This is a genomic window from Acinetobacter sp. GD03645 (assembly GCF_029845285.1).
GTDB classification, from domain to species: Bacteria; Pseudomonadota; Gammaproteobacteria; order Pseudomonadales; family Moraxellaceae; genus Acinetobacter; species Acinetobacter corruptisaponis.
This window is the reverse complement of sequence record NZ_JAOCLL010000005.1, coordinates 27,350-53,396: the sequence shown is the minus strand read 5'-3', so window position 1 is coordinate 53,396 and position 26,047 is coordinate 27,350. Positions and strand designations below refer to the sequence as shown.

25 protein-coding genes are annotated in these 26,047 nt (G+C 43.9%); 15 read left to right on the top strand and 10 right to left on the bottom strand.

Annotated elements, in window-relative coordinates:
- Positions 1-51: 51 nt before the first annotated feature.
- Together N5J47_RS05245 and asd are read right to left on the bottom strand one after the other, a co-directional pair.
- Complete coding sequence (locus N5J47_RS05245) at positions 52-1,656, bottom strand: FimV domain-containing protein (RefSeq protein ID WP_279959726.1); 1,605 nt, start codon at positions 1,654-1,656, stop codon at positions 52-54.
- A 143-nt stretch (positions 1,657-1,799) separates the two neighbouring features.
- Complete coding sequence (gene asd / locus N5J47_RS05240; protein ID WP_279959725.1) at positions 1,800-2,918, bottom strand: aspartate-semialdehyde dehydrogenase; 1,119 nt, start codon at positions 2,916-2,918, stop codon at positions 1,800-1,802.
- Positions 2,919-3,119: 201 nt separating this feature from the next.
- Here asd and N5J47_RS05235 point away from each other — a divergent pair, with 201 nt between their 5' ends.
- Positions 3,120-4,253 carry an endonuclease/exonuclease/phosphatase family protein gene (locus N5J47_RS05235; protein ID WP_279959724.1) on the top strand — a complete coding sequence of 378 codons (1,134 nt, stop codon included), beginning with the start codon at positions 3,120-3,122 and terminating at the stop codon, positions 4,251-4,253.
- 250 nt (positions 4,254-4,503) lie between these two features.
- Here the strand turns inward: N5J47_RS05235 and N5J47_RS05230 are convergent, their stop codons facing one another.
- Genes N5J47_RS05230 through N5J47_RS05220 form a run of 3 tightly spaced genes read right to left on the bottom strand, consistent with a single transcriptional unit; the run spans position 4,504 to position 7,477 of the window.
- Entirely contained in the window at positions 4,504-5,319 is an 816-nt protein-coding gene (locus N5J47_RS05230; protein ID WP_279959723.1) for a hypothetical protein, read from the bottom strand.
- A gap of 1 nt (position 5,320) precedes the next feature.
- Positions 5,321-6,205, bottom strand: coding sequence for a DUF6502 family protein (locus N5J47_RS05225; RefSeq protein WP_279959722.1), 885 nt, complete (start codon positions 6,203-6,205; stop codon positions 5,321-5,323).
- 57 nt (positions 6,206-6,262) lie between these two features.
- The gene (locus N5J47_RS05220) at positions 6,263-7,477 is read right to left on the bottom strand and encodes a cupin-like domain-containing protein (RefSeq protein ID WP_279959721.1); all 1,215 of its coding nucleotides are present in this window, start codon (positions 7,475-7,477) and stop codon (positions 6,263-6,265) included.
- 395 nt (positions 7,478-7,872) lie between these two features.
- Here N5J47_RS05220 and N5J47_RS05215 point away from each other — a divergent pair, with 395 nt between their 5' ends.
- A complete protein-coding gene (locus tag N5J47_RS05215; protein ID WP_279959720.1) occupies positions 7,873-9,459 on the top strand; it encodes a PT dipeptide repeat lipoprotein in 1,587 nt (528 codons plus the stop codon).
- 54 nt (positions 9,460-9,513) lie between these two features.
- Here N5J47_RS05215 and N5J47_RS05210 read toward each other — a convergent pair whose 3' ends face one another.
- Positions 9,514-10,449 carry a lauroyl acyltransferase gene (locus tag N5J47_RS05210; RefSeq protein ID WP_279959719.1) on the bottom strand — a complete coding sequence of 312 codons (936 nt, stop codon included), beginning with the start codon at positions 10,447-10,449 and terminating at the stop codon, positions 9,514-9,516.
- Positions 10,450-10,586: 137 nt separating this feature from the next.
- Here N5J47_RS05210 and N5J47_RS05205 point away from each other — a divergent pair, with 137 nt between their 5' ends.
- The gene (locus tag N5J47_RS05205; protein WP_279959718.1) at positions 10,587-11,132 is read left to right on the top strand and encodes an O-acetyl-ADP-ribose deacetylase; all 546 of its coding nucleotides are present in this window, start codon (positions 10,587-10,589) and stop codon (positions 11,130-11,132) included.
- A 108-nt stretch (positions 11,133-11,240) separates the two neighbouring features.
- Here the strand turns inward: N5J47_RS05205 and N5J47_RS05200 are convergent, their stop codons facing one another.
- Positions 11,241-13,148: an ATP-binding cassette domain-containing protein gene (locus tag N5J47_RS05200; RefSeq protein ID WP_279959717.1), complete on the bottom strand. Its 1,908-nt coding sequence runs from the start codon at positions 13,146-13,148 to the stop codon at positions 11,241-11,243.
- A gap of 32 nt (positions 13,149-13,180) precedes the next feature.
- Here N5J47_RS05200 and N5J47_RS05195 point away from each other — a divergent pair, with 32 nt between their 5' ends.
- The 12 genes from N5J47_RS05195 to N5J47_RS05140 all read left to right on the top strand — a co-directional run bounded on the left by N5J47_RS05195 (position 13,181) and on the right by N5J47_RS05140 (position 23,609).
- Complete coding sequence (locus N5J47_RS05195; RefSeq protein ID WP_267981135.1) at positions 13,181-13,426, top strand: SlyX family protein; 246 nt, start codon at positions 13,181-13,183, stop codon at positions 13,424-13,426.
- A 15-nt stretch (positions 13,427-13,441) separates the two neighbouring features.
- A complete protein-coding gene (locus N5J47_RS05190; RefSeq protein WP_279959716.1) occupies positions 13,442-14,374 on the top strand; it encodes a PIN domain-containing protein in 933 nt (310 codons plus the stop codon).
- Positions 14,375-14,477: 103 nt separating this feature from the next.
- Positions 14,478-14,927 carry an ammonium transporter gene (locus N5J47_RS05185; protein WP_267981134.1) on the top strand — a complete coding sequence of 150 codons (450 nt, stop codon included), beginning with the start codon at positions 14,478-14,480 and terminating at the stop codon, positions 14,925-14,927.
- Between the two features lie 33 nt (positions 14,928-14,960).
- The gene (gene topA, locus N5J47_RS05180) at positions 14,961-17,600 is read left to right on the top strand and encodes a type I DNA topoisomerase (protein ID WP_279959715.1); all 2,640 of its coding nucleotides are present in this window, start codon (positions 14,961-14,963) and stop codon (positions 17,598-17,600) included.
- 85 nt (positions 17,601-17,685) lie between these two features.
- A complete protein-coding gene (locus tag N5J47_RS05175) occupies positions 17,686-18,444 on the top strand; it encodes a hypothetical protein (protein ID WP_279959714.1) in 759 nt (252 codons plus the stop codon).
- Positions 18,445-18,622: 178 nt separating this feature from the next.
- The gene (locus N5J47_RS05170) at positions 18,623-19,195 is read left to right on the top strand and encodes a DUF308 domain-containing protein (RefSeq protein ID WP_267981128.1); all 573 of its coding nucleotides are present in this window, start codon (positions 18,623-18,625) and stop codon (positions 19,193-19,195) included.
- A gap of 117 nt (positions 19,196-19,312) precedes the next feature.
- The gene (locus tag N5J47_RS05165) at positions 19,313-21,292 is read left to right on the top strand and encodes an ATP-dependent helicase (RefSeq protein WP_279959713.1); all 1,980 of its coding nucleotides are present in this window, start codon (positions 19,313-19,315) and stop codon (positions 21,290-21,292) included.
- 61 nt (positions 21,293-21,353) lie between these two features.
- Positions 21,354-21,599 carry an RNA-binding protein gene (locus N5J47_RS05160; protein WP_267981126.1) on the top strand — a complete coding sequence of 82 codons (246 nt, stop codon included), beginning with the start codon at positions 21,354-21,356 and terminating at the stop codon, positions 21,597-21,599.
- A 6-nt stretch (positions 21,600-21,605) separates the two neighbouring features.
- Positions 21,606-21,959, top strand: a complete 354-nt coding sequence (locus N5J47_RS05155; protein WP_279959712.1) for an ASCH domain-containing protein — start codon at positions 21,606-21,608, stop codon at positions 21,957-21,959.
- A gap of 18 nt (positions 21,960-21,977) precedes the next feature.
- Positions 21,978-22,607 carry a hypothetical protein gene (locus N5J47_RS05150; RefSeq protein WP_279959711.1) on the top strand — a complete coding sequence of 210 codons (630 nt, stop codon included), beginning with the start codon at positions 21,978-21,980 and terminating at the stop codon, positions 22,605-22,607.
- A 107-nt stretch (positions 22,608-22,714) separates the two neighbouring features.
- On the top strand, positions 22,715-23,218 hold the full coding sequence (locus tag N5J47_RS05145; RefSeq protein ID WP_004674592.1) for a DUF6586 family protein: 504 nt from the start codon (positions 22,715-22,717) through the stop codon (positions 23,216-23,218).
- A 112-nt stretch (positions 23,219-23,330) separates the two neighbouring features.
- Positions 23,331-23,609: a hypothetical protein gene (locus N5J47_RS05140; RefSeq protein WP_267981123.1), complete on the top strand. Its 279-nt coding sequence runs from the start codon at positions 23,331-23,333 to the stop codon at positions 23,607-23,609.
- Positions 23,610-23,665: 56 nt separating this feature from the next.
- On the opposite strand, the gene N5J47_RS05135 is transcribed toward N5J47_RS05140, so the two are convergent.
- The 3 genes from N5J47_RS05135 to rpmB all read right to left on the bottom strand — a co-directional run bounded on the left by N5J47_RS05135 (position 23,666) and on the right by rpmB (position 26,003).
- Positions 23,666-25,381: a cation:proton antiporter gene (locus N5J47_RS05135; RefSeq protein ID WP_267981122.1), complete on the bottom strand. Its 1,716-nt coding sequence runs from the start codon at positions 25,379-25,381 to the stop codon at positions 23,666-23,668.
- Between the two features lie 217 nt (positions 25,382-25,598).
- Positions 25,599-25,754, bottom strand: coding sequence for a 50S ribosomal protein L33 (gene rpmG / locus N5J47_RS05130; RefSeq protein WP_003654787.1), 156 nt, complete (start codon positions 25,752-25,754; stop codon positions 25,599-25,601).
- 12 nt (positions 25,755-25,766) lie between these two features.
- Entirely contained in the window at positions 25,767-26,003 is a 237-nt protein-coding gene (rpmB, locus tag N5J47_RS05125) for a 50S ribosomal protein L28 (RefSeq protein WP_004649871.1), read from the bottom strand.
- Positions 26,004-26,047: the final 44 nt, after the last annotated feature.

Below are 26,047 nucleotides of genomic sequence, written 5' to 3'. Positions count from 1 at the left end.
CCTTGAAGATAGAGCCGCTTTTGTGCAAATTTATGAGAATTTTCCCGTAACCTAGCGTGTTGGCTTTTTAGTTTCCTGTTGCGCTTTCAGTTGTTCCTGTAGCTCTGCAAGCCGAGCATTCAGTAGCTGAATCCGTTGTTCCTTACCACGTAATGCCAATTCTAACTGTGTTACGTTTCTCTGTAATGTAACGGTTTTTTCGCGTGCTGTCATAACTTTTAATGATAAATCTGCACTGGTTTTCTGCTGTAGTGTGTCTTTTTTCGCACTTCCAGTGCTGGAATCTTGATTACTTTCAGCAAGCAGGGTCATTTCTGCCTGTTGTAAGCGATATTTGGCTTTTCCTGCTGGCGCACCATGTGGTGCTTGGGCTGCAATTTGATTTGCATTTGGATTTTGGCGGCTTGAGACTGTACCCAGATTGAAATTTAAATGAGCACCTTGTCTTAACCGATTGGCATTGCCACCAATAAAGGCATGCTCATTCTGGGCCTTGATCTGGTTCATGACTTTGTACACAGGTTGTTGGGTTTGCCCCGCAATTCTTTGTGCAATGCTCCATAGTGACTCATTACGTCGAACCACATGCTGCTGTTGACTATTTTCACCTGATGCTACGGATGGACTGCTTTGGGGCGACGGCTGTTTAATTGGCTGCTCTTTATTTTTTGCCAGATATTCAGCCACGGTATCCTGCTTTTTTTCCACAAGTTTATTTTCAGTATTTTGGATTGGTTTCTCAGCAGGAATATTTTCATTGGCTGGCTGGGCATTTGCCGCCTGAACAACCGCAGCCTGCTGAACTTCCTGCTTGATTGTTGGTGCAGGAGTTACTGGTTTTTGCTCGGTCACTGCTGTATTGGAAATAGGAGGTGGTGTTGGATTGTTTGCTGCCTGAATAACAGCCGCCTGTTGAACTTCCCGCTTGATTGTTGGAGTAGCTGGCTTTTGCTCAGTTGATACTATTTTCGGTGTGGTTGCTTGTGTATTGCTCGCTGCCTGACTAGTGGCAGTCTGTTCTATCTTGGATGGAGGTGCAACCGAGATGGCTGTGACAATAGGCGCTTTGCTCTCTGGAATATTTAATGCAGGAGGAAGAGCAAAGGGTGCGTTTAGGAGTTTCTCCTGCTTTAGGTTTGTTTCTTTTGAATTTGTTGCTGTATTTGCGTTGTAACGTGTACTTTCTGGTAGGTTCAGTGCAATATCTTTTTCACTGACAATGTATTTAGGCGCCAGCGTTTTTTCATTGCTGCTTTTAGCCGCCGCAATCTGGGTTTTTTGGCGTATTGGCTGTCTGATATGTTTTAGGTGTGCTGCACCATTTTCCTGAATTTTAACAATAATGTTCAGCTCGGCGTCGGTCATTGGTCTTGAAGAGGTAATGACAATCACCCCTTCACCCTTGTTGTTACGACGTGTAAAAAAATTAAGGGCGGCGGGTGGCTGGTGTGTTGCACCGAGCATCATCAGGTCTTCTGGCGTTGCAAGGCTAACATCCAGTTTTGAATTGGCATCTGCCTGATGAAAGCTCATTTCTGCATAAAGCAACTCGCCAGGTGCGGACTGGATTTGCAATGGATCAAGTGTGATTGCATAAAGATGTTGCGAGGATAATATGGTTAAAATGGCAATTTTTAATTTGTTATAAATAGTCATCTCGATCCATGAAACAGTGATGTTTTAGTCAATTCAAAAGTATACATTACCGTGATGTAAATGAATTGTAAAATCTTCATCGGCAATCATAAGAAAAAAGCCGATCAACTGTGATCGGCTTTTGATTTTCATCTATTTTTTGCTTAGACGTTCTTGTATTCCACCAAGATGCGCAGCATGCGGCGTAACGGTTCTGCCGCTCCCCAGAGCAGTTGGTCACCCACTGTAAATGCGCCCAAGTATTCTTTACCCATATTCAGCTTGCGCAGACGGCCCACTGGAACAGTTAAAGTACCTGTAACCGCAACAGGGGTTAGGTCAGTCATGGAGGCTTCGCGGGTATTTGGAACCACTTTTGCCCATTGGCTTGAATTGCGGATCATGTCCTCAATCTCGTCAAGTGGCACATCTTTCTTCAATTTCAGCGTTAAAGCCTGTGAGTGGCAACGCATTGCGCCAATACGCACACAGTGACCATCAATTGGAACGATTTGCTGGTTACCCAGGATCTTGTTGGTTTCGACCTGACCTTTCCATTCCTCTTTTGACTGGCCGCTTTCCAGTTGCTTGTCGATATAAGGAATTAGGGAACCTGCCAACGGCACGCCAAAGTTCGCTTTAGGGAAACCCTCACCGCGTTGTAAATCAGCAATTTGACGGTCAATATCAAGGATGGCGGATTTTGGATCGTCCAGTAACGCCTTGGTGTTGTTATACAAATAGCCCATGCCTGTGATGAGTTCACGCATGTTTTGCGCACCCGCACCAGAAGCGGCCTGATAAGTCATTGAGGTTGCCCATTCCACCAAATTGTTCTGGAACAGTGAACCCAGACCCATCAGCATTAGGGAAACGGTACAGTTGCCGCCAACGAATGTTTTAGTACCATTCACCAAACCATCCTTGATCACGTTCAGGTTGACTGGATCAAGCACAATGATGGCATCATCTGCCATACGCAGGGTGGATGCGGCATCAATCCAGTAACCATCCCAGCCCTCAGCCTTAAGCTTTGGGAAGACTTCAGAGGTATAGTCACCGCCCTGACAGGTTAAAATGACATCCATTTGCTTCAGGCTGTTAATGTCTGATGCATCCATAAGTGCTGGGGCAGTCTTACCACCAAATGCAGGCGCTTCACCACCTGCATTACTGGTAGAAAAATAGAATGGCTCAATGTGAGCAAAATCATTCTCTTCAACCATACGTTGCATCAGGACAGAACCAACCATCCCACGCCAACCGACCAGACCTACTTTCATGTCATTGTGCCTCGGTATGTAAAAAACTTTTAAGGGGTTTGAGTGTATCAAAAGTGTCCGCAACTGCAAGCTTTACCTAAATAAAACCATAATTTTCTTGAGTGGAATAACTTGTTTATATTAGATAGAAAATTGATAAGACCATAACATGATTCAGAAATCCACAACATCAGCAATGAAGTGTAATAAGAGTAGGGCAAAATGATAGCAATTGAGGTTTGTGCAGTGCTGGCGATCTGGTTGAGTGGATGGTCATTGATTCGACGGGATGAGTGGTGGTTTCGGGGGGCTGATTTTCCAAGATTACAGATTCTGTTCGTGGGATTGGTTGCGCTTGCTGGCCTGCTTTTTATTGATGCAGAGTGGACATCCCTTAGGGAATTGCTGCTTTTGGGTGTGATTGCGGCGGTTGCCTACCAGCTTAAGATGGTGCTGCCATATACACCTGTCTGGAAAAAGCAGGTTCTGCATGTGCGTCGGGATCAACTGAATGTTGAGCAGCAAATCTCATTGCTGGTCGCCAATGTGCTTACGCCAAACCATAAATATCACCTGTTGCTGGAACAGATTGACCATTTGCAGCCTGATGTGGTGCTGACACTGGAAACAGACCAGGTTTGGCAGGAGGCATTAAAACCGATTGAAGCGGATTATCCTTACCGCGTTGCAGTGCCTCAGGATAATTTGTACGGAATGCATCTATATAGTCGCTTGCCGTTAGCGGGCACCGAAGTGAAGTTCATTTTGAGTGATGAAACCCCATCCATCCATGCAACAATACGCCTGCGTTCGGGGCTAAGTGTGCAGTTGTACTGTCTGCATCCAAAGCCACCAAGTCCCACAGAGGCAAAGGATTCCACCTTAAGGGATGCTGAACTCCTGATTGTGGGCGACCAGATCAAGGATATTGATGAGAGCTGTATTGTGATGGGTGACCTGAATGATGTGGCATGGTCAAGAACCACCCGCCTGTTCCAGCGGATCAGTGGTCTGCTTGACCCGCGTGTGGGACGTTATTTTATGAATACCTTTCATGCGGATTATCCACTGTTACGTTGGTCGCTGGACCATATTTTCCACAGTACGGACTTTGGTCTGGTTGAAATGAAGCGTTTGCCCCATATTGGTTCAGACCATTTTCCAATCTATGTGGTGCTGCAAACGGGACGGATATTTGAACAAAAGCAGGAAGAGCTGGAGCAGACAGAAAGTGATGAGGACGAGGCGCAGCAGGCGATTCAGGAGGGCATAGCAAAGGCGGAGCAGGAGGAAAAAGTGGTGGTGGATGAACTTGCCCAGACTCATAGAGGTGCAATCATTAAGAATAATCACTAAACTCTCATGTAAGCATTATCGTACAGTGATTTAGGTCCACAGCGAATAGTCTTGGCCGCTTAAAAGATTTATTCTAAATACATCAGCACAGGGACGCAGGAAAGGATTTCCGATTAAGGATAGCGACGCTGAGATGGAAAAAGCATCATGGATATGATGCATGCTATGGAAGCAAGATAATAAAAATATTGTGAAAGCACAACCTCATTTGCCCGAGTTTTGCAGGATGCGAAACTCGGGTTTTAATTTTCTATTGAGCCATTTTCATTTTTTGCATTGGTTTTCCAGCTGTTGGCTGTTCTGGCGGTGCTGTTTCATCTTCCTGTTCGGTTACAGGTATTTCCTCTTCGCCCATTGAGTCCCCAGCTTCATCTGGTCTGGCGGCATCCTCTGGGTCCATGACTTTCTTTGGTTTGAAAATCTTGTCTACTGGAAGTGTGATCTCCAAAGGCTGACAGCGTGTCCAGCGTAAATCGTTGCTTGATGACTGAATGCTATAATTGGCTGCTGTATATTTGATTTTCCAACGGTCAGCATCTGACGGTAGTTTGGCATCAAATTCGTAGATGCGGGTTTCATAAGGGCGTAGCACCTGAATACTGTCTTGTTCTGCTGCACATCTTAAATATTGGTCTGACTGAATATGTACATTGCCCAGTTCCGACCATACTTCCACCTGTCGGCATTGTGGTACCTGCTCAAATATATAGTTTGGTGTGGTATTTCTCAGCTCAATCTGTAATGGTGTTGCCGCAAGCTCCTGTACAGTGCCTGACGGGATGGGTTGCTTGCTATCACCATAGATAAATTGCATGGAACGTTGTATGCCAAGACATTCATCTACAACTACATCAGGGATGGTCATATAATATTCATAGCTATCTTCATCACCTTTACCATTGCCTGTCGCATCACTGCCTCCAGGTCGGGGTTTCTGTGTGCCTGAACCACTGCCACCCAGACTGACATTGGCCGCCAGATAATGGTAATCATCGCCACAGGCGGTCAAGGCACTGGCCAAACTACAGAATAAAAGCACTAGGCCTAAATTTTTACCTGAATTCATTTTATCCACCCTTATAAATATAAGGTACTTGTAGATTTATTTTTCTATCGTACTGATAGACCCCGAAACGAAATTGATAATCCGCATCCTGTTTTTCCTGGTCTTGTTCGCAGTAGTGAATGGCGGCGTTGAGTAACTGTTTTGCCATGTCCTGCCATAGTTCAAGGCTAAGCTGGCGTAGCGCTTCAATCGAGGACATGGTGAGTTTTTCCGCCAGTACAGCCTGTTCCAGATGGGTAAAGCTTTTGTCACTAATGAAGTTGTCAATACCTGCTGCAAGATGGTCGCTTAAGTTTGCTGAGAACAGTGCCTTGCTTTCCTGCATCTGGTTGTCTGGTGTAAAGCTATTCTGTTGCAGCAACACCTCCTGCCCGACCTGTTGCACCACACCCAAACGTTGTAGTTCAAACAAAATTGAACGGGGATGTTTCTCGGTTGAGATATGTCTGACCAGTGCCTCAAAACTGTTTTCCTCACCTGAGACTGGAATTTGGTGTGGCAATTCAAGGGCAATCCAGCGTGCAATCACACGTGCGGGAACACTAATGGCATAGGTTGCCTTGGCTGTTTCAGTGAGCTGGGTGGCCTGTTGCCGAAAGGCACTGACATCTTTGCGGTGCAGGCCAGAGAGCAGGCTGACAGCAGAGTCAGTTTTATTCTGTTTGATCCGTCCCAGCTCAGCCAGGGCCTGTTCGTAGAAAACAGGTTTCAGGGCAGCCACAAAATCGGTATAACCCACCCCTGAATGAATGAGCCAATGCGCAATATGCTGCATCATTGGCACAATACTCTCCAACGTGGTTTCTGCGTCCTGAGGAATCACGCCCTGTGTATTTGCAGAGGATTGCTCTATAGCGGCGGTCATTTGCTCGGCTGGTTTTTCCATATCAAAATACCCTAAGCGGTTGATGCACTGAAGCAGGCAAGTGTCTGATCCCAACTGCTAAACAGAGGATGGGAATGTCTCGGCACCAGCATTGTCAATATTAAAATGAGTAAAAGAGACACTGATGGACACATCTAAACTTTCCACACAGTGCCACCAACCCAATGGAATGAACAGGGCCTCTCCCTCATTCAGCACACATTCAATTCTGCTGCTCTGTGCAAATTCAGGAAAGGATTCTACGAGATTTGCTGCATGGGGATCAGCAATTTTACTGAACACCGCAACATCATTGTACAAATGGGCGACTTGTAGGGCTGGAATGAGGGTGACCTTTTTCCTGCCATAGACCTGAACCAGAACGTTATTGGTTAAGTCATGGTGCAGGGGGGTAAATGCACCCTTGGGGCCAAACCAGATAAAGCTGCGATCTGTCATCTGTGTGTGGTCGGTATAGCCATGAAAATGCCCAATATCCCTAAATAGCTTGGCCAGACTGGATTGGCTGGCTTTGGCATTATTCGCCGTCATGTAAAAATTATTGGAATGATCGGTTTGGGTGACGAGGTCAACATAGTCACGCATGGTCATTTTGGTTTTGTGTCGGATGGAGTTTCTTTCAAAGAGTGGGTCCTGTTCACGGTTAAACTGGACCTCAATCTCCTGATCACCCACCACCTGCTGAAAATACGCGGGTGACCAGCTTTTCAGCGCTGACCAGTGATCAACCGCATGCGTCAGGATAACGGGTAAATTTCGGCTGTAATAATGCTGAATAAAAAAATCAAAAGAAGGTACTTGGATACGTGCAATCTGTTGGTATTCAGGGTTGAGTCGTGCAAAGCGGTCTAAGGTATCCAATAGCCAATTTCTCTTTTTGACTAAAAAGTGCTGTTGCTGGGCAATCTGAAAATAGGGGTCCTGTTTAAGCTGTACCAGCTCTTGAGAAATGGATTTTTCACTGAGGCCCTGAGCCTGAAGTGTTTGATAAATATCTATTTGAGGTTTTTTTTCAAGAACCGCCTGAGCCAGCCATTTTTTTTGTTCGATACTGAAATGGACGGTGGACTCAGCAGGACGTGCTATCCCAGTCAATGACTCCTGCGGTCCAGTAAAAGTTTCATCTGCCTCAAGTGTAATCAGGCCCTCACGCAGCAAAATATTGGCAAGCTCCACAGGGTTGCAGCCACGTTCAAAGTTTTCTTCCAGCCATGCACGCCATTCCTCTGGTAATGCATTAAATTGTCTTATTAAGTTTTGCTGAGCATCCATGGCTTTTGACCTATCAATACAATGATTTGACCTTTTGTCTAGGGGCTGTTGACATTTCACAGATGCTTGCGACAGAGGACATTTCTTAGACGGTACAAGGCATGTTTTGCGTAACTTAGTGATTCTAAGTAAGCAAGACATAACACAGTAGCGGCAAAAAATGTCCCTGTCCCGCAGGGTTATGGTTAAAACTACCTCAAACTTCGTTATGAAACTTGGTAAGGGAATGCCCTTACCCACGTCTCATGCCTTGTTTGAGTTGTTTAGCCTATAACGCAATGCATGGCTGAAATATCAACAGACCCTAAATTTAAGCATAAAAATATTTGCACTCAAGCAGAAAAGTGTTAAATTTTCACAGACAATATATGTGAAAATTTCACACAGAGGGCGACATGATGAAAAATATATGGACTCAACTTGCGATTGGCATGACATGCGTAGCTTTGGTGGGGTGTGGTGGAAACTCATCTTCAGACAACACACCGACTCCAACACCGACTCCAACACCTACGCCAACTCCAACACCTACACCAACTCCAACACCTACACCAACTCCAACGCCTACACCTACACCTACACCGACTCCAACACCTACACCGACCCCAACGCCTACACCGACTCCCACTGCCGTTGCAGATCGTTTTGTGGGAACATGGATGGCTGGGCAGGGGGCCTGTATCAATGGTTCTGGCTTAAAAATGAATATTGTCAAGATGGCGGACAATAGCATCCGTTTTGTTAGCGAAACGGTAAAATATGCGAATGCAAAAGACTGTACGGGTGAACTTTCCCCAAGCTACAAACAGCCAAGTGAATTTAGTTTGGTGACTGAAATTGGGGCAGCACAGACAGTACAAAGCTCCAGCTTTAATCAGGCACAATGGCAACTTGAGGTTGCTGGTAAACTGGGTAGCAAACAGCCTGCAGTTTTGGGCTTTAAAAATGCGGATCAGTTCTGTCTTGTGTCCACAGATCAGCCGAATGACATCCATGCCTATCTACAACAGGTTGATTTTAGTCGGGTGAATACCTGTTATACCCGTAGCGCTCCCTCTTTAAGCCAGCAAAAGCCACAGCAGGTTGTTGCAACCGCAAGTTATCGTTTCGGTGACAATCAAACGGCATGGGCAGATGTTCTGAACCAGTTGAATGACCAGGGTCGCCAGGGCTATGCACTCATTACACCGTCAGTTGCATTGAAAAATCCAGAGGGAAGCAACAGCATCTACAAAAACTTATATGTGAAAAATAACGCCTCACAGGATACCTACACCTATACCACAGCTGATGTAAGCACCAATATTGTTGCCAGCCGTTATACACTTTGGTTTGATGAACTGAAAAAGCAGGGTGCCTTGGGCTATCTCTACAAGCTATCTTTTGGAGAAACCTCGAATAATACCCGCAAATATTTATTTGTAAAAAATGACCAAAAACCAGCGACCTATAGTTATGAAAATCGTTTCTTAACCAGTGCAACACGCGACAATATTTTAGCTGCCCTGAATGACATGGGGGCTAAAGGCTGCAAATTAATTGATGCGGGTTCAACCTATACCAATAATGGTACAAGTAATGGCACATTCTATGTGACCACCTGTGTCAATAGCAGTACTCATCATGGGACATACAGCTATCGTTATGTTCCGCTCACTAGCACGGATGTTGCAATACGAGCGACAATCTTGAAAGATCAGGCAGCAGAGGGTTATCGCCTGATTGATAAGGATAATAAAGCCAGTTTTGGTTTAACGGCATCAGGCTATTTGTTTGAGAAAGATAGTGAAAATACAGGTACGGTTGAATACAAACTTTATGCGGACGATGCGGTAGATAGTTCAGAAGGCGTTTATGGGGTTGAAAACCGTATTCAGGATCAGGGTAAATTGGGTTGGTTCTTTGCAACGAGTTTGGGTAGAGCGTATAGCAATGCACCAAGTCAGTATGATTTAACCACGGGTGTGGTTTTCCCTAAGTAAATTATTACTTTTAAATGAAAAAATCTGTGCTCTCGGGCACAGATTTTTTTATGGTTAATAGATTTTGTCATAACCTTCAGGTCGGGTTTTAAAACGGCGGTGGAACCACATCCATTGTGTTGGTGCAATACGAAGCTGGGCTTCAATAATCTTGTTCACGCGAACAGCATCATCCATTTCATCCTCACTTGGCATATTTTCAACCATTGGCTCAATCAGCACTTTGTACTGAGGATTGCGGATATCACCATAACGGTAGAAATAAAGGGGAATGGCAACAGATTTGGAAATTTTTAACAGGCGACGATGTGCAGTCACCGTTGCGGCAGGAACACCAAAGAAAGGAGCCATCACCCCTTGCTTTAAACCAAAATCCTGATCGGGACTATACCAGATTGCACCGCCATCCTTGAGCCTGCGAATCAGGCCACGCATATCATCATGGTCAATTTGGTGCTGGTAAATAGTGGCACGGCAACGATAAATCAGCATATCCAGCATGGGATTGTTTTGTGGACGATAAACCACATCTGGCTCAAAGTATTGCGCACAGATATAACCGCCTGCGTCCAGCAAGGTACTGTGCGTGCCCAGCAATAAGATGCCTTTACCCTGTGCTTTTGCATGGGTAATATGTTCCAGACCATCAATGCTATGGCGACCCTTAAACCATTTCGGACAGTACCAGGCATTCAGTGTCTCAAACACACCCAGCATCATATCCACAAACACCTGCTTCGCCTGTGCCTCAACCTCGGCTGGTGACCATTCGGGAAAACACAGTTCCAGGTTTCTAAGCGTGGTTTTACGGCGTGACTTGAGTAAATGCCAGCATAAGGCAGCCAGGCCATGTGCCAGTCGCCATTGAATTGCCCAAGGCAGGATTGCCAGTAGCATGAGAAAGGTAATGGCGATCCAGATTTTCCAGTATTTGGGTAATAGGAATTCCCATTGAAATTCGCCAGGTATATAAGACTGCTGTTGACTCATAAACTTAGAAATATGAATGACATTGAATTTTGCAGCAGTGTAGCACGAACTCGGTTTTGCAACTTTAAATATGGCTTTAAACCCAGACTGTTTTATATTAAGACATTGATGGGTGATCATCAGAACAGGAGCATATTTTGAAAACCATAAGAATTATGAAAGGTGATATTACCCAGATTGCTGTAGATGCGATTGTTAATGCGGCAAACACCTCGCTTTTAGGTGGCGGTGGTGTGGATGGCGCAATTCATCGCAAAGGTGGTGCTGAAATCCTTGAGGAATGTCAAAAGATACGCGCCAAGCAAGGAGGCTGTGCGGTGGGAGAAGCTGTGGTTACCACTGCTGGAAATCTGCCTGCTCAATATGTCATTCATACTGTTGGGCCAACATGGCGCAAAGGTGAAAATAATGAAGCGATTTTGCTGGAAAATGCCTATCGCAACAGTTTTAAACTGGCTGAACGCTTGCAGTTAAAGATAGTTGCCTTTCCGAATATTTCAACTGGCGTGTATCGGTTTCCAAAACAGGCTGCGGCTCAGATTGCCTTAAGAACAATATGTGAGGAATTAAACAAAGGGCAGTCTGTACGGGAAGTGGTTTTTGTCTGTTTTGATGATGAGAACCTTAAAATCTATCAGGAAATTAAAGCTGATTTTTTATCGCAAGATATTGAGATAATTTAAATAGAAAGTGGGATGGCAATCATACCAATTAATTGATTAATTAAAGTGGTGCGATTGCCATCGTCATACAAAATGAATGAGTACCCTATTTAGAAATGGTACTTTTCTTTAATTTCCTTTAGATAGGTTCTCCAACGTATCCCAACGTTCCAGTTTTTCCAGCATGACTTCCTCAATTTCGGCTAAACGCTGGCTGGCTTTGGTGGCTGCTTCCGCATCTTTTACAAACCACGAACCATCAGCAAGTTTTGAAGAAAGTTCAGCCTGTTCCTTTTCCAGTTTTTCAATTTCAGCAGGAAGCTGTTCAAGCTCACGCTGATCTTTATAACTAAGTTTGACTTTTTTCGGTGTAGCCGCAGTCAATGCTGCTGCCTCTGCTTTGGCCTGAGCCTTTTTCACATCGCTTTTTTGATCAACCACTTTCTGGTCAGGACGTTGTTCCAGATAGTCTTGATAGCCACCGATGTATTCATCAATATTGCCTTTGCCATCAAAGACCCAGGTTGAGGTCACGACATTGTCCATAAAGGCACGGTCATGCGAGATTAGCAGCAGGGTGCCTTTATATTCAGACAGCATTTCTTCCAGCAGTTCAAGCGTCACCATATCCAGGTCGTTGGTCGGCTCATCCATCACAATCAGGTTTGATGGTTTAAGCAAAAGTTTTGCCAGTAGAATACGATTTCTCTCACCACCAGACAGCGCCTTTACAGGGGTACGGGCACGTTCTGGTGAAAACAAAAAGTCTTGCAAATAGCTATAGATATGACGGCGGTTACCATTCACATCAACAAAGTCAGAACCCTCTGAAACGTTTGCCATTACCGTTTTTTCAAGGTCCAGCGCATTGCGTAACTGGTCAAAATAGGCGATTTCGAGCTGTGTACCTGTCTTGACTGAACCACCATGTTCGATTTCACCTAAAATGGCCTTGATCAAGGTGGTTTTACCCACGCCATTGTCACCAACAAGACCAATACGGTCTCCACGTAACACGATTGTGGAGAAATCCTTAATCAGTGGCTGTTCATTATAGCTAACACGTAGATGTTCAATTTCAAACACCAGCTTGCCTGAGCGATTGGCTTCCTGAGTTGCCATGCTGACTTTGCCCTGTTGTGAACGACGTGCTTTTGATTCTTCACGTAACGCTTTTAGGGCGCGGACACGTCCCTCGTTACGGGTACGACGTGCCTTGATGCCTTGACGAATCCAGGCTTCTTCCTCAGCAAGCTTTTTGTCAAATAAAGCATTTTGTTTTTCTTCTGCCTCCATTTGCTGTGCTTTGAGGTCGAGGTAACGTGAATAATTGCCCTCATAACCACGCAAAACGCCACGATCAAGCTCAACAATACGTGTTGCAATGCTGTCAACAAAGGAGCGGTCATGCGAGATAAACAGTAAAGTAAGATTATTCTGGTCGAGCAGGAATTTCTCCAGCCATTCAATGCTTTCAACATCCAGGTGGTTGGTTGGTTCGTCCAGCAATAACACATCAGGCTGGGTCAGTAGTGCACGGGCAAGCAATACACGGCGCTTACGTCCACCAGACAAGTCAGCCAGATCGGCATTTGGATCAAGTCCCATTTTACCCAAAATGGTGTTGACCTTATTTTCCAGTGCCCAGCCATCCAGTTGGTCGAGTTTGTGCTGGAGCATGCCCATACGGTCACAGGCTTCCATATCGCCCAGAACACAGGCATCGCTTGCCTCATGGTATTCTTTTAATACGCTTGCTGCTTCGCCTGCGCCATCGGCGACAATGTCGGCCACCTTACCTGAATCCATTGGCACATCCTGGGCCAGCATGGAAACGGTTAAACCATTTTGAATCGAAACTTCACCTGTATCGGGTAATAGGCTTCCCTCAATCAGTTTTAATAAAGTAGACTTACCCTCGCCATTACGACCGATTAAACAGACTCGTTCGCCACGCTCCAGATTAAAGTTCGCGCCGTCGAGTAGGGCAGGTCCGCCAAATGCGAGATGGACATCCCTTAAAGTAATATAGGCCATAATGTTTCCTAAAAGCTCAGATGAGGTCTGAAATGACTAAACCAAAAAATTTTGATGATCACGCGTCATTTTCCGCACCCATTGAAGATTTGCAAGTGCGAATTGCATTTTTGGATGATTTAGTTGAGCAATTGAATCAACAGCTCGCCATTCAGACGCGGGAAATTGCTGATTTAAAAAAACAGATGCAGTTGTTGTACCAGCGTGTTGAGGCATCCGATCTGTCTGATGGAATAGCCCCTTTTGATCCCATGAGTAATAAACCCCCGCATTATTAAAATATGATAGGTCATATGCAGAACATATTATTATTGGATATCGAAAACCAACCCAAAAAAGTTCGTGAATTAAACTTTCTATTAAAACAATACAGTCAAGTGATTGTAGTTTATGCAAATTCAAATTTAAATATTGCACTAGATGATTTAATGGAACTTAGTCTTGCCATACAAGATAAACGCTTGCTCATCATTAAAATGCCTAAAACAGGTGCAAATTCTGCTGACTTTGGTTTAACCTTTATTGCGGGGCGTTTATCTGCTCAATTAGAGAAAGGTAGTTCAATTGATGTCATGTCAAATGACACTGCAATGTCATATGCAGTTGAGTTACTCGGGCAGATAGGGATTCAATCAACTCATATTAAACAATTAGCTGAGCCTGTAAAAATTGAGCAAAGCCAGCTCGCTGTTCAAGAAATAAAAATAAAGCCAAAGCCTCAAATAGAAGTAAATGTAGATAAAAAAGTTTTACAACTTCTCGCAAAGAATCAGCCTAAAAAGCCAAAGTCGCTGCTTAAATCTCTAATGTCTTGGTGTAACCTAAATCTGCAACAAGCTGAAATTCTCTTAGAAAAACTACAACAGATTAAGGTGGTGGTGATTGAACAAAATAAATGTGAATATAATAAGAAAGAATTAAAGAAAGCACTTGGTCAAGGAAATTTGAATACCACTAGCCCACGCCTCACAATGACAGAAATAGAGTTGCGTCCGCATTTGATGCGAATAAAACAATATTGTGATTACTTAAGCAAAGTGACAAATAATAAACCATCAAAGATCGATACTTTAAGTAATTCAATCAAAGCTTTGTTTAAATTCGAGAAAGATGAGCATGTGCAACAAATGATTAATTTACTTAAGAAACATCAAATTATTCAATTAAATGCACAAAAAATTGTATATTTGCAAAGTAATATTGATATCTGGTCAACTATTAAATAAATCATTAAACAAGATAAATTGCCTAAAATGAATTTTGTCATGTGATATTGCCTTTTAACATAAACTTATGTAACGCTAATAAAAGGAAGTTTTAGGCGGCTTTATGAGTAATATTGGAATTTGGATCACGGTTGCGATTGTACTGTTTGTACTTGGCTCTATTTTTGGCTTACGTGTCAGTCCACGGGAAAAGGCGCTTGGCATGATGCGTGAGCAGGCCCGTAAGATGGGGCTACATCCACGTTTGATTGTGGCGCCAGAATGGACAAAAATTCCAATGGCATCGGAAAAACGTGCCAGCATGGTGGCTTATTATAGTGTACTGATTCCAGATGCACGTTTGGCACTCATGCGGGCCAGAGTAGTGGATGGAAAGCTTCAGGTGGTGCAGGGTGATCAGAAATTTAATGATTTAACCATTGCATTAAAAGGAGTTTATGCTATTGATATGCAAGCGAACTGTGTCGGACTGTACTGGGATGAGGAAACTGACCTAAGAGCCACACAACTCGATGATATGAAAGCTTATTTACATGAATTGGCACAACGCTAATTCATTGATTGATTATAGGAAAAACGATTTATTATGGCGAATACTCCACGCTCTGCTTCAGAAAGCACAGCAGCTCCCACATCTGCTGCAAAAAAACGTGCCTTGGTGATTGTGGAGTCGCCTGCAAAAGCGAAAACCATTAATAAATATTTAGGTTCACAATTTGTTGTCAAGTCATCAGTGGGTCATGTACGTGACTTGCCTACAGGTGGCGGTGCAAAATCGACTGAAAAGAAGCCTGCGACCCGTACCAAGTTAACCGAAGAACAAAAAGCTGAAAAGGCTCAATCGGCACTGATCAACCGTATGGGTGTCGATCCAGAACATGACTGGATTGCCCATTATGAAGTACTGCCTGGCAAGGAACATGTGGTTGCTGAACTCAAGAAGCTTGCCAAGGATGCGGATGCCATCTATCTCGCAACGGACTTGGATAGGGAAGGAGAGGCAATTGCCTGGCATCTACGGGAAGTGATTGGTGGCGATGACAGCCGTTACCATCGTGTCGTCTTTAACGAAATCACCAAAAATGCCATTCAGGAAGCGTTTAAACAGCCAACACGTCTGGATTTGAACCGTGTCAATGCACAACAGGCACGCCGTTTCCTTGACCGCGTAGTGGGCTTTATGGTTTCGCCGTTGCTGTGGGAAAAAATTGCCCGTGGTTTATCGGCAGGTCGTGTTCAATCAGTTGCGGTAAAACTGGTAGTAGAACGTGAACGTGAAATTCGTGCCTTTATTCCAGAAGAATATTGGCAAGTTTTTGCAGACACGCTATCAAAGAAAGATGACATTCGTCTTGAAGCAGTTAAACAGGCAGGTAAAACGCTTAAACTCAAGAATAAAGCAGAAACTGATGCGTTGTTAAACGTATTAAAAGATGCCGAATATAAAGTGGCACTGCGTGAGGATAAACCGACCAAGGTCAATCCAAGTGCGCCATATATCACCTCGACCCTGCAACAGGCGGCCAGCACACGTTTAGGTTTTTCGGTGAAGAAAACCATGATGCTAGCGCAGCGTTTGTATGAGGGTGGCTTTATTACCTATATGCGTACTGACTCAACTTTTTTGAGTGATGACGCGGTGAATATGGTGCGTAACCATATTCAGCAAAATTTTGGTGAAAAATATATCCCAGCCAAACCAAACCGTTATGGTAACAAGGCGGGCGCACAAGAGGCGCATGAAGCAATCCGTCCATCGGATGTTGGATTGACTGGGGATAAACTTGCAGGTGTGGAGCGTGATGCACAACGTCTGTATGACTTGATCTGGCGTCAGTTTGTTGCCTGTCAGATGACACCAGCAGAATATCTATCTTCAACCCTGACTGTTGAAGCGGCAAATGTTGAGTTAAAGGCAAAAGGTCGTACTTTGGTATTTGATGGCTTTACCCGCGTTCGTGGGGCCAATAAATCTGATGATGATATTTTATTGCCTGCGGTAAAAGTGGGCGAAGTGCTCAAGCTGGAAAAACTTGACCCAAGCCAGCATTTTACCAAGCCACCTGCGCGTTTTACCGAAGCCTCCTTGGTTAAAGAGCTGGAAAAACGCAGTATTGGTCGTCCATCAACCTACGCCGCGATTATTTCCACGATTCAGGAACGTGGTTATGTGAAACTTGAAAACCGTCGTCTCTTTGCAGAGAAGATGGGTGAGATTGTTACTGACCGTCTGGATGAAAGTTTTAACAACCTGATGAATTATGCGTTTACCGCAGATTTAGAGGGACAATTAGACCGTGTGGCGACAGGTGAACGTAACTGGAAAGAATTGCTGGATACGTTCTATGGTGACTTTAAAAAGCGTTTGACCAATGCACAAGGTGAGAACGGCATGCGCCGTAATCAACCTATCGAAGTTGCAGACGTGGCTTGTCCTGAATGTTCTCGCCCCATGCAAATTCGTACAGGCACAACAGGTGTATTTTTGGGATGTTCAGGTTATAACCTGCCACCCAAAGAACGTTGTAAGGGTACATTGAACTTAACGCCTGTCGAGTCTTTGGCTGCATTGTCTGATGATGATGGTGCTGAAACAGCAGACCTGATGTCAAAACATCGCTGTCCTAAATGCGGTACTGCAATGGACAGCTATGTGGTGGATGGCGGTCGTAAACTGCATGTCTGTGGTAATAATCCAGACTGTGATGGCTACGAAGTTGAAGAAGGTGAATTCAAGATCAAGGGCTATGATGGCCCAACCATTCCATGTGATAAGTGTGATGGTGAAATGCAACTGAAAACAGGCCGTTTTGGTCCGTATTTCGCCTGCTCAAGCTGTGACAATACCCGTAAAGTATTGAAGAATGGTCAGCCTGCGCCACCGCGTGTTGACCCAATCAAAATGGAACACCTACGCTCAACCAAACACGATGATTTCTTTGTCTTGCGTGATGGCGCGGCTGGTTTATTCCTTGCAGCAAGTAAATTTCCGAAAATTCGTGAGACCCGTGCACCGAAAGTGGCTGAGCTACGCACTGTTGCAGATCAGCTTGATCCGAAATATCAGTTTTTACTGGAAGCACCAGATGTTGATCCTGAGGGTAATCCAACTGTGGTGAAATTCAGCCGTAAGAATCAGGCACAATATGTTGGGTCTGAAACTGCTGAGGGCAAGCAGACCAAGTGGAGTCTGGTTTTCCAAAATGGAAAATGGATTGAAGCGTAATTGTTGACTTCAAAAAAGATGCTAGCAATTGCTAGCATTTTTTATGAAGCAAATAAAAAGAAAAGATTTAATTGGGGTGAAAACGATGTGGAAGAATATTCGGGTTGCATGTTTACTGGCTGTGCTTTTAATTGTGGCAGTCAATGCTTATCGTGACCAAAATCAGGATTGGAATCAGCCAATAAATATTCTTTTGCATCCGATTAATGCAGATGGCTTAGCTTCTACCCAAAAATATATCCAGCAATTGCAGTTGGATGATTTCTATGAGGTAAAACATTATCTGGAAGAAAATAGCCAGCAATACCGAGGGCAAAGTAGTTATTTTATGGTTCAAATTGGTCGGGAACTAAAAGTGGTTCCACCTAAAACACCTGAACAGCCAAGTATATTAAATAATATTTTGTGGAGCTTAAAGTTCCGCTTCTATGCATGGAAACAGCAACAATCACTGGATGGTTCACCAAGTTTAACCCTATATTTAAATTATTATGACCCTAAACAAACCAGAGAATTAAAACACTCAACAGCACTGGAACGTGGTCGGATTGGTTCAGTCAATTTATTTGCCTCACAAAAACAGGCAGAGCAGAATAATGTGGTGCTTGTACATGAGTTACTCCATGGCTTTGGCGCGACTGATAAGTATAATTTAAATACGGGTGAACCTATTTTCCCAATCGGTTATGCACAGGCGGATAAGCAGCCTTTATATCCACAAACTGAGGCAGAAATCATGGGGGGGCGTATCCCGCTTTCACAGCATAAAAGTAAAATGCCAAATGACCTAGAACAAACCGTGATCAGTGTGCTGACTGCCCAGGAAATTGGCTGGATCAAGTAAATTGTGGATAAGTTTTGACTTATCCATATCTTGTAAAACAACAAGCTCAATAAAAAATTATGGAATAAAACACTGGTTTTTCAACATTTTGTCATGAATTGTCAACATGCCTTATACAGAATTAGGTCTAAAACACGCTCAATATATACATAGCACATTGATGATAAAAGAGTAAATCATGATGAAAACGGTGGGTAATGATCTGGTTCGCAATCAGCTACACGCTGATCGTAAATGGTATCTGTTATTGGGTGTCTTGTTGGTTGTTTTCGGTTTGGTTCTTTTAGCCGCTCTACCATTCGCAACATTGTCCGCCGTACTGCTATTCGGTGTATTGATGATGTTGGGCGGTATTCTGCATTTTGTTGCGGCATTTACGGTGTTTAAGGGCGGTACACGCTGGTTGTGGGCATTGTTTGGTGTGCTGTATTTGGTAGCAGGTTACTTTGCGTTTACCACACCTGTAATTACCGCTGTTGTGCTGACCAGCTTTTTGGCAGTTGCCTTAATTATTGCGGGGATTATCCGTAGCGTAAACGCATTTATCCTTAGGCCGATTTCAGGCTGGGGATGGGTGCTCTTCTCAGGCATACTTACCCTGTTAACAGGCATCCTGATTTTATCATCACCTGATTCACCGTTCTGGGTATTGGGAATGTTCCTTGCGATTGATATTTTATTTCAGGGAATCAACTATCTGAGTTTTGCAGGGGCGATTAAGCAATTACCCCATAGTTCAACCACAGTTTAATGGTTCAATTTAAAAGTAAGGGCATGTGTCACACATGCTCTTTTTGTTTTGTAGCAGAAAATATCTCTCCTGCTTTAGTCTGTTAAAATAGCACTTCGTTTTTAATTGACTGCTTTTATGACGCTTGCCAAGCTAATTGATGAACTGAATCCACAACAAAAACGGGCTGCCACCACGACTGCACAAAACTGTCTGGTGCTGGCAGGGGCAGGTTGTGGCAAGACCAAAACCATTGTGGCAAGGGCAGCGTATTTAATTGACCAAGGTTTACCAGCACAACAGATCCAGATTCTGACCTTTACCCGCCGTGCTGCAAGTGAAATCGTGACCCGAGTTGAACAGCATATGGGAGCACAGGCAAAAGGTTTGCGCGCCTCGACTTTTCATACTTTTTGTATGTACCTGCTGCGCCGTAATCCAAAAGCGTTTGGTCTGACCCAGTTCAGCATTATTGACCGAGATGATCAGTTGCTGATGTTTCGCCTATTGCGTGGCAAGGATAAGGGCAATGTGTTGCCAAAAGCGGCTGAATTATGTGACCTATATTCCTATGCCCGTAATACCAAGACCAAACTATCAGATGCCTTGGTTGAACAATTACCACAAGCCATCGAATATAAAATACAAATTGCTGAATTGATGAAAGCCTACGAACAACGTAAGCAGGAACGTCATTTTCTGGATTATGATGATATTCTGGGGATTGTGGCAGTACATTTACAGAGTTCACCTGAGTTGGTGAATTGGGTCACAGGCTTCTGTTCGGCACTGTTAGTCGATGAAATGCAGGACACCAACCCCCTGCAATGGGCCTTACTACAACCTTTGATTGGTAAAGTGAAACTGTTTTGTGTTGGGGATGATGCGCAGTCCATTTACGGCTTCCGTGGCGCTGACTTTGAAAATATTCATCACTTTAAAGAGCGTGTACCCGATGCTGAAGTGCTGACGCTGGAAATGAATTATCGTTCCACACAAGGCATTCTGGATTTATCCAACTGGTTGTTGGGACAAAGTGCGATTGAGTATGAAAAACATTTACAGGCCTATCGTGGTAAGGGCTTAAAGCCCCAGTTACATATCTTGAGCAACGAGTTTGAAGAAGCCAACTGGATTATTCAGGATTTAAATCAGCGGCATAGTCAAGGTGCTGCTTGGGCTGAACATATGGTGTTATTACGTTCAGGATTTAGCGGTCGTTATCTTGAGGGAGCGTTAATTGCGGCGAATATTCCATATCGTTTTATTGGTGGAGTGAAGTTGCTTGAATCAGCGCATGTCAAAGACGTGTTGAGCTTGCTTCGTGTCAGTGTCAATCCACAGGATGATTTGGCCTGGATGCGGTTCCTCACACTATGGGATGGCGTTGGCGATGTCGGTGCCAGTAAATTGGCGCAGGAACTCATTCAACTGCCTGATATCAAGGCACGTTGTCAGCGCTTGGAACGACATGGCAAAGTACCACAACAAGCGATTTTAATCTTGATGCAACTGGATGTATTGCAACAGCAGGTTGAAGCCTGCATTGGTCTGGCACTGGATGCCTTGAATGAACAACTGGAAAATAATTATAAAACTAAAGATTGGTCGCGTCGTGTCAAAGACTTTGACCTAGTCAAGCAACTGGCACGTAAACACAGTTCGCTTGGAGAATTTCTCGAGGAATATGTACTTGATCCGATTTCTATTTCAGAAATTGATAAAACTCCAGATCAGGACTTGGTCACATTGATTACCATCCATTCAGCCAAAGGGGCTGAACAAAAAGTCTGTTATGTGCCGCATGTCTCACCCACACAATATCCGCATGCGCGGGCACAGGGTGACTTTGATGATGTGGAGGAGGAGCGTCGAGTGCTTTATGTTGCCTTAACCCGTGCGGAGAATGAGCTGATTTTGACCAAACAGAATTTAAATTTATGGTCACATGATCAGTATGATGAGCTGGGTAGAAAAATAGAAAGCTATTTCCTTAATGATTTACCTCAGGATTTGGTCGATATTCGGATTCATCGTGATATTCCACGTGCCTATGGTCAAGCCAGTCGCTCCCGTTCAACTGCAATCAGTTTAGGTTTTGGGATTGATTTGGATTAAACTAGACGGATTCATTTTTTGATTCACCTCTTTAAGCGTGAATCATCTTTTAGGTTTTAACATGAAAATTTTAGTTCGTAATTTAGACCGTGGCGTAACCGATGCAGAAGTGCTCGACCTATTCAAAGCATATGGCGCAGTCGAATCCTGTGTGGTGGTCAAGGATGCTGCAACAGGTAAATCGAAAGGCTTTGGTTTTGTGGAAATGCCGAATCCACGTGAGGCGGTTAAGGCCGTCAAAGGCTTAAATACCTTGAAAGTAAAAGGTTCTGGTATCCGTGTGAAAATAGCGGAAGACAAAGCCTAAATCCAGATGTTAAAGCAATATACCGCTTTATCCATTGTCACACCGAATGGTGGGCGGATTGCACAAGGGCTAAAGACCCTAGAGGTTCGCTCATGGCAACCTGAAAGCTTTCCATTAAAAAACCTGGTCATTGTTGAGAATCAAAACTTCCTTTTGAATGATGGTGATGAGGAAGCGGGATTGGCAGTGGCGCTGGTTGACATTGAATCAGCGCATCCGTGGCAGCCAGACGAAATGGAGGTTGCCTGTGCCTCCTATTGGGCTGAGGGATATTTTGCCTGGGTGATCAGTAATGTACGGCCTTTTGCTGAACCGATTGAGGTCATGGCTAAACGAAAGCTATATAAAATTGAAGTATAAATAACAAGGTATAAAAATATGTACAAACTTTTGATGGGTTTATTATTTTTCTTCATTTTACAAAATAGTTTTGCAATGCCTGACTATCGGGCAGAAATGAGAAAAAAACTACAAGACCAAAAGGTATCACAATTTAATTTTGAAGATGCTTCAGTATCAACCGTGACCCATTTGATTAAGCATGAGTTTGGTATCACTTTTAGTTTTGATGCAAATGTAGACCAAAACAAGACAGCCCCTATTCGCCTAAAAAATTCTAATTTTTTACAGTTTTTAGAAGTGGGACTAAATAAGCTGGATATGAGCTATCAGGTCGTAAGCCCGAATCGTATTAGAATTATGGCTAAAGCTCAGCAAGCACAGCAGCTAAAACCCTCTCTTAATTCTCCTCCACAACTGTGGTCAGACCATAAACAATTAAACCTGTCAGTGGGAGCATGTGCGGATAAGGGATATAAGGTATTACAGAAGCTTGATTTTTCAAAAATTGTGCAAAATCAATTTAATGTTTATGGTAATTTTCAGAATAACCGTGCTGCGGTGAAATGTGTAGATCAAAATCAGCAGTCTTTTGTATATGCCATGGTGGCAGGGGAAGATGTAAAACAGGTTGAAAAGCTCCGTAATGCGATTATGAAAGAACTATAATCTGAATAAATTTGCATATTCAAAGAGAAGAATTACTTCTACAATACATTAAGGTCTATTGAAAATGCATTAGACCCAAGTAAATGCTTGACTGAAAGGAATGTGTTATGTCCCGTGTTGCCCGTTACCATGCTGATCGCACCAATCAAAAACTGTATTTTGCCCGACTCGCATGTCAACAAGCTGAGCAAACTGAACATATCCAACAGGCACAGGCCTATCGTGAAGCTGCGGTTTTCCATTTGCACGGGGCGATTCTAGCTTTCTTGCAGGAACTGGTGCGCTACTACCGCTTAAATGATTTACAGCCGACCTTTAAATCCATTGAGGAACACATGGCGGACAAGGGGCAGGTGTCGCCAGAAGTGCTGGTGTTGCAGCAACTGGCGAAAGATGGTTTTATTGCCGAATTAAAACGTGCTTACCGCATGTGTCAATACGCACCAGAACCCACTGCGCCAGAACCTGAAAATGAGACCTCCTCAAACCTGATTATCAAGGTCACCCAAAGCCCACAGGCATGGCTGCCAGATGCCAAGATTTTGCGGGAGTGGCATCGTGAGTTAAGCCATTTAATTGATGGTTTTCGTAACGAGATGGTTGAGTTCTAGCCTGAATTGATCTTAGACTTGAAATCTGCGCAAACAGGACCTATATAGATAAGACGTGAGATCGCAAAGTGCAAGGGTACTTTGCCACCATGTTGAAGCATGGAGAAAATATATGTCAATGCAACAGTTAAAAGAGTTATTCGGTAATCAGGAAGCGATATTGGAATTGGTTCAACTTGAAGGTGGCGAACTTGCTTTGCGTAATGCTGGTTCTGAACAGGAGCCCTTGGTGAAGATACAGTTTAGTGATGAAGTTAAGGCAATTTTAGGTGAACAGACACCAATGGTTGCACAGCATATGATTCAGGCAGCCCTGTTTGGCTTGCTGGAAAAGCAGATGAATCAGGTGCAGGCTGAGATTGTGGATGAACAACCCACCCATTTCAGCTAATGCTGAATGTTAAAAAAGCGTACTTTGGGTACGCTTTTTTATTGCCCTGAAAATGCTTAATGTGCAGGGGATTGGTGTGCCAGTTCAATCTGGTTCAAAATATGATGACTCATATTCTTCGCCATTTCTTCCTTGGCATAGAATACTTCACCCAAGTGCTCCTCCCGAATCACCGCAGCCTCTTCCTTGCTTTCAGCACAGACCAGTACCTGAATTTCAGGGTTAAGCTGTTTGGAAATGTCCACGATACGGTGAATATCCAGAATATCCATTGGGGAAATGACCAGCAGGCGTGCATGCTGGATATGGGCCTGAATTAGCACATTGGGTTCGGTTGCCTCACCACTGACTGCGGCAATGCCTTGAGAACGCAGTTTTTCCACAATCTCACGGTTTTCCTCAGCAATCACCACCTTGATGTTTTGCTGTATCAGGTTTTCACTGATACGGCGACCTACGCCACCATAGCCAATAATCACCACCTGATCGCGTAAATAGGCCTGATCCACCTCATCGGGAAGCATAGCCAGTGGGTCACCACTACGTTCTAACAAACGTGCCAAATGCGAGCGCTCACGAATCCAGCGTTGTACAGGTTCAATGGCAGAAAACACAAATGAGTTAAGGGTAATTGAGAACAGTGCACCTGCCAGAATCAGGTTCTGTGCATCAGGAGTGAGTAAACCCAGAGATAAGCCGAGTGTGGCTAAAATAAATGAGAATTCCCCAATCTGGGCCAAACTGGCACCGACTGTTAAAGCGGTATTGATCGGATAGCGGAAGAATAAAACCAATGCCATCGCGGCCAAAGTTTTACCCACCATAATAATGGCGATGACCGCCAGAATACGCAAAGGCTCTTCAATCAGGATACTTGGATCGAACAGCATCCCGACTGAGACAAAGAATAAAATCGAGAAGATTTCACGTAATGGTAGGGTTTCCTCTTCTGCACGATGGCTAAAGTCGGACTCTTTCACCACCATCCCAGCGAAAAAGGCACCTAGTGCCATTGAGACACCAAAAACAGCATAGGAACCGTAGGCAATTGAAACTGCGGCAGCAACCACGGTGAGCGTAAAGAGTTCACGGGAACCTAAACGAGCAACAAACTGCATGATCATTGGCACAAGGCGTTTACCAATAATCAGCATGAATGCAATAAATCCTGTGACTTTGAGCAGGGTAATGCCAATCGTCAGCCAGATACTTTGTGAGGTGTCTGTACCAGGTAAGGCGTGTCCGCCCAGTAACACGGCGGTTGCAGGTAAAAGAACCAGCGCGAGAACCATAACAAGGTCTTCAACCAACAGCCAGCCCACTGCAATTTTTCCATTAACCGAGTCGAGTAGCCCACGATCACCCAGTGCCTTGAGCAAGACCACGGTACTGGCACAGGATAGGCTTAAACCAAAGATGAGCGCTGAACCAAAGCTCCAGCCCCATAGCATTGAAACACCGATACCAAGCAAGGTGGCAACCGCAATTTGCAGAATCGCACCAGGTAGGGCAATACGGCGGACCTGTAATAAATCATTGAGTGAAAAGTGCATGCCTACGCCAAACATCAGGAACATCACTCCAAGTTCGGCAAGCTGGTTGGCGAGCTGAATATCACCCACCACACCAGGCGTATTTGGACTAATAATAATGCCTGCAACTAAATAACCGATTAAGGGAGGTAGGCGTAGACGTGCTGCGATATAGCCAAAAATAAGGGCCATACCAAAACCGACAGCAAGTAATATAATCAAATCAACATCATGTGGCATTGTAGTTCCTTAATCGTTGCGGTTAAGGTAGAAATAAATGAGCATAAAACATGCCAAGAAAACAGCGAATAAATTGTAACAAGTAAAATCGAATTTGTTGATGACAATTTTTTTAATGATCAAAAAAAATCATGTAACTCATTTCTTACTATTAATAGCATTTTTTAGGCAATAAAAAAACGGCTTCAAGAGAAGCCGTTTTTTTAAGGAACTAAAATTATTTAATTTTAGCTTCTTTGAAAATCACGTGTTGACGGATTTTTGGATCAAATTTTTTGATTTCCATTTTTTCCGGCATAGTACGTTTATTTTTAGTTGTGGTATAGAAATAACCAGTACCAGCTGTAGAAACGAGACGAATCTTATCACGCATTGCTCAGACTCCTTAGATCTTTTGACCTTGAGCACGGAGATCAGCAACAACTTTCTCGATACCCAATTTATCAATAATACGCATACCTTTAGTGGTTAAGCGAAGACGTACAAAACGTTTTTCGCTTTCTAACCAAAAGCGGTGGTGGTGCAGGTTCGGCTCGAACCGGCGTTTGGTTTTGTTGTTTGCGTGCGATACGTTGTTACCAACGATTGGACGCTTGCCGGTAACTTGGCAAACCTTAGACATGGTGAACTCCATTGCTAGTTTATACAGCACTGTTTCGTGCAACT

What these genes read in the sequence shown, in the direction of transcription:
- N5J47_RS05245 (WP_279959726.1), bottom strand. Translation starts at nt 1,656, where the DNA reads ATGACTATTTATAACAAATTAAAAATTGCCATTTTAACCATATTATCC.
- asd (WP_279959725.1), bottom strand. Translation starts at nt 2,918, where the DNA reads ATGAAAGTAGGTCTGGTCGGTTGGCGTGGGATGGTTGGTTCTGTCCTG.
- N5J47_RS05235 (WP_279959724.1), top strand. Translation starts at nt 3,120, where the DNA reads ATGATAGCAATTGAGGTTTGTGCAGTGCTGGCGATCTGGTTGAGTGGA.
- N5J47_RS05230 (WP_279959723.1), bottom strand. Translation starts at nt 5,319, where the DNA reads ATGAATTCAGGTAAAAATTTAGGCCTAGTGCTTTTATTCTGTAGTTTG.
- N5J47_RS05225 (WP_279959722.1), bottom strand. Translation starts at nt 6,205, where the DNA reads ATGGAAAAACCAGCCGAGCAAATGACCGCCGCTATAGAGCAATCCTCT.
- N5J47_RS05220 (WP_279959721.1), bottom strand. Translation starts at nt 7,477, where the DNA reads ATGGATGCTCAGCAAAACTTAATAAGACAATTTAATGCATTACCAGAG.
- N5J47_RS05215 (WP_279959720.1), top strand. Translation starts at nt 7,873, where the DNA reads ATGATGAAAAATATATGGACTCAACTTGCGATTGGCATGACATGCGTA.
- N5J47_RS05210 (WP_279959719.1), bottom strand. Translation starts at nt 10,449, where the DNA reads ATGAGTCAACAGCAGTCTTATATACCTGGCGAATTTCAATGGGAATTC.
- N5J47_RS05200 (WP_279959717.1), bottom strand. Translation starts at nt 13,148, where the DNA reads ATGGCCTATATTACTTTAAGGGATGTCCATCTCGCATTTGGCGGACCT.
- N5J47_RS05195 (WP_267981135.1), top strand. Translation starts at nt 13,181, where the DNA reads ATGACTAAACCAAAAAATTTTGATGATCACGCGTCATTTTCCGCACCC.
- N5J47_RS05190 (WP_279959716.1), top strand. Translation starts at nt 13,442, where the DNA reads ATGCAGAACATATTATTATTGGATATCGAAAACCAACCCAAAAAAGTT.
- N5J47_RS05185 (WP_267981134.1), top strand. Translation starts at nt 14,478, where the DNA reads ATGAGTAATATTGGAATTTGGATCACGGTTGCGATTGTACTGTTTGTA.
- topA (WP_279959715.1), top strand. Translation starts at nt 14,961, where the DNA reads ATGGCGAATACTCCACGCTCTGCTTCAGAAAGCACAGCAGCTCCCACA.
- N5J47_RS05175 (WP_279959714.1), top strand. Translation starts at nt 17,686, where the DNA reads ATGTGGAAGAATATTCGGGTTGCATGTTTACTGGCTGTGCTTTTAATT.
- N5J47_RS05170 (WP_267981128.1), top strand. Translation starts at nt 18,623, where the DNA reads ATGATGAAAACGGTGGGTAATGATCTGGTTCGCAATCAGCTACACGCT.
- N5J47_RS05165 (WP_279959713.1), top strand. Translation starts at nt 19,313, where the DNA reads ATGACGCTTGCCAAGCTAATTGATGAACTGAATCCACAACAAAAACGG.
- N5J47_RS05160 (WP_267981126.1), top strand. Translation starts at nt 21,354, where the DNA reads ATGAAAATTTTAGTTCGTAATTTAGACCGTGGCGTAACCGATGCAGAA.
- N5J47_RS05155 (WP_279959712.1), top strand. Translation starts at nt 21,606, where the DNA reads ATGTTAAAGCAATATACCGCTTTATCCATTGTCACACCGAATGGTGGG.
- N5J47_RS05150 (WP_279959711.1), top strand. Translation starts at nt 21,978, where the DNA reads ATGTACAAACTTTTGATGGGTTTATTATTTTTCTTCATTTTACAAAAT.
- N5J47_RS05145 (WP_004674592.1), top strand. Translation starts at nt 22,715, where the DNA reads ATGTCCCGTGTTGCCCGTTACCATGCTGATCGCACCAATCAAAAACTG.
- N5J47_RS05140 (WP_267981123.1), top strand. Translation starts at nt 23,331, where the DNA reads ATGTCAATGCAACAGTTAAAAGAGTTATTCGGTAATCAGGAAGCGATA.
- N5J47_RS05135 (WP_267981122.1), bottom strand. Translation starts at nt 25,381, where the DNA reads ATGCCACATGATGTTGATTTGATTATATTACTTGCTGTCGGTTTTGGT.
- rpmG (WP_003654787.1), bottom strand. Translation starts at nt 25,754, where the DNA reads ATGCGTGATAAGATTCGTCTCGTTTCTACAGCTGGTACTGGTTATTTC.
- rpmB (WP_004649871.1), bottom strand. Translation starts at nt 26,003, where the DNA reads ATGTCTAAGGTTTGCCAAGTTACCGGCAAGCGTCCAATCGTTGGTAAC.